Here is a 2419-nt window from a genome sequence, read left to right on the forward strand (position 1 = left end):
GTACAGGAAGGTCGGCTGGCCTTCGGAACCTTCGGCGTAGCGGGCCTTTTCGACCTTGCCGCAGACCATGCCGTCCTTGCCGACCGAGCGCGGTGCCATCTCCGGCGGGATCATTTCAGCCGACTGGGCGAAAGCGGACGAGGCGGAGGTGGCGAGAACGGCAACCGAGAACAGCGCAAGCAGGGACTTCATCGGGAAAAATCTCCGGGGAAAATGGACGAATTGGCCCGGCCTTGGGCAGCCCTACACAGCMGGGTCCTGAAGCAGCTATCGGCCGTCCTGGACGGAACTGAAGAACTTTTTTCACCCCGCGTCCACGCGGTGGTGAGCGGAGCGGGCACGATCAGGCAGCAGCGTCTTCGACGTGGCTGGGCTGGCCCATGTCGGCGCTGTCGAGCAGGGTTTCGATATCCAGCAGGATCAGCATGCGATCGTCCTGGGTGCCGATGCCGGAAATGAAGCGGGTATCGACGGCGGCGCCAAACTCGGGGGTGGGGCGGATCTGGTCGGCGCTGAGCGGGATGACGTCGGAGACGCTGTCCACGACGATGCCGACCACGCGGTCTTCGACGTTGAGCACGATCATGACGGTGAAGGCATCGTAGGTGGCCTTTTCCAGGCGCAGCTTCAGGCGCAGGTCGATGACCGGGACGATGGTGCCGCGCAGGTTGATGACGCCCTTGATGTAATCCGGTGCGTCGGGAACGCGGGTGACCGAGTCGTAGCCGCGGATTTCCTGCACCTTGAGGATATCCACGCCGTAGTGCTCGGCGCCGAGGGTGAAGCTGAGGTACTCACCACCGCTGCTGGCGGCATTTAGGTTGCTGTCGTTCATCGAAGGAATCCTGGGTCGGGCGTGGCGGTAGAAAAACCGGGCGTCACGCTGGATATCGGCCTGGATGGGGGCGACTTTAGAGGGGGTGTGGCGAGCGAGGTCCAGCGATTCGCTGCTGACGCGCGCCGCCCGCCCTGACACCTTGCCGCGACCGGATGGGAGAAGCCGCCCCGATGATTGGGGGAGGGTAGTGCCGAGCCAWGCTCGGCACCTCAACCAAACCCCCAAWGCCCCGCGTGCTCTTGATCTCAACGCGGTGAAAGCGATCTCTCGAAGGCCGGTACGGGTGGGTTGGCGGGACCGTCATGCGCCATGGATGGCGTATGCGAGCTTACAGGGGTGWAGGCGCATTGCTTGCGAGGCACTGCCTCGCATACGACTGAACGGACAGCCGCCAGCGGCTGGACCGGGCCGCGGAGCGGGACTTGCAGCGTGTCCCGCCAACCCACCCGTACCGACCCGGCGCSGCACACTCGCACCGCTGCTTGGCCGTTGCCGTTGCCGCTGGCAAAAAACCAATCCCTCAACTCTCCCCGTTCTTGCGCGCACTGCGCTGCCGGTCGATGCGGAAGATATAGCGCTGGATCGCGCTGTCCCCACCGCGCGGCAGGTTGTCAAAGCGCATCCCCACGCGCTTCATCTCCACCCCGTTGGGCAGCTTCACCGCCAGCTGGTTGCAGACGATCAACGACACCTCCAGCGGACCGCTGTCGGGCATGTCCAGCCGCGCCTGGTAGCGCTTCTGCATTGAAAACACATTGCAGTCCGGCGGCACCGTCACCGCCAGGCCACCGCCGCTGATGTCCACCACCCGCAGGTTCAGCGCCTCGCTGCGATCCTCGTTGACCGGAAAACGCACGTGCGGCGAATCGGTGATCGGCGTCTCCAGCCGGTACAGCTCACGCCGCTGCAGATGCACCAGCTCACTGGGGAAGGCCACCCGGAAGGCCACRTGGCCGCTGCCGCCGGTCCGTTCAAGATGATCCAGCCGGAACCGCACCATCACCCGGTCCAGCTGTGCAAAACACAGCAGATGCCCGGCCTCTTCGGCCGCCCGGTTGGCGGGCTCGGAGGGACTACCGTCCAGCAATAGCCAATCCTCGTCCTCGTCCAGCTCCAGGATCGCCGTCGGGAAGGACTGGTCGCGGCCGCCCAGGTGCGCGTTGATCAGCGAACGCTGGTCGATCAGCGCCTGCAACAACTGGCGGATCTGCCGGGGATTGCGGACCAGGTAACGATCATCCGTGCCGTCATCGTGGGCGGCATGGGTTCCGTCGTGTGCGTCAAGGCTGCCTTCGGACATGGACTCTTGCTGTGTTGGGCGGGCGCCGTCGGCGAAGATTGCCGGGGCTCTGTCCGTTTATCGGCAGTAGTTCACGTTTATGTAGGGGGAATTGTGCGCCGTCCGACTGCGCTGTCCGGCCAGGTCGGCATCAGTCGCACCGTGACGCGGTATGTCGGCGTGCAAAACGACGACACCCCGCCGGAGCGGGGTGTCGTGGGCATCACGCAAACCAACGGCAGGCCATCAGAACTCCTGCCAGTCGCCTTCGTTGGCCAGCACCGGCTCGCGTACCGCCGTGC

At 65.0% G+C, this 2419-nt stretch carries 3 protein-coding genes and 1 pseudogene; 1 reads left to right on the forward strand and 3 read right to left on the reverse strand.

Annotated features, from left to right (window positions below; all coding sequences use genetic code 11):
* The 3 genes and pseudogenes from ACXJKH_RS18680 to ACXJKH_RS18690 form a co-directional block, all read right to left on the reverse strand.
* Positions 1-192: pseudogene (locus ACXJKH_RS18680) on the reverse strand (hypothetical protein); the annotation flags it as partial.
* 151 nt (positions 193-343) lie between these two features.
* Entirely contained in the window at positions 344-835 is a 492-nt protein-coding gene (locus ACXJKH_RS18685) for a chemotaxis protein CheW (protein ID WP_256777579.1), read from the reverse strand.
* Between the two features lie 523 nt (positions 836-1358).
* Complete coding sequence (locus ACXJKH_RS18690) at positions 1359-2138, reverse strand: flagellar brake protein (RefSeq protein WP_457321605.1); 780 nt, start codon at positions 2136-2138, stop codon at positions 1359-1361.
* A gap of 93 nt (positions 2139-2231) precedes the next feature.
* Between ACXJKH_RS18690 and ACXJKH_RS18695 the strand changes: the two genes are divergently transcribed.
* On the forward strand, positions 2232-2419 hold a 188-nt coding region (locus ACXJKH_RS18695; RefSeq protein WP_457321607.1), incomplete at its 3' end, for a hypothetical protein.

Source organism: Stenotrophomonas sp. P5_B8 (assembly GCF_054049855.1).

Coding starts and splice junctions, on each gene's coding strand:
- ACXJKH_RS18685 (WP_256777579.1), bottom strand. CDS start 835: ATGAACGACAGCAACCTAAATGCCGCCAGCAGCGGTGGTGAGTACCTC.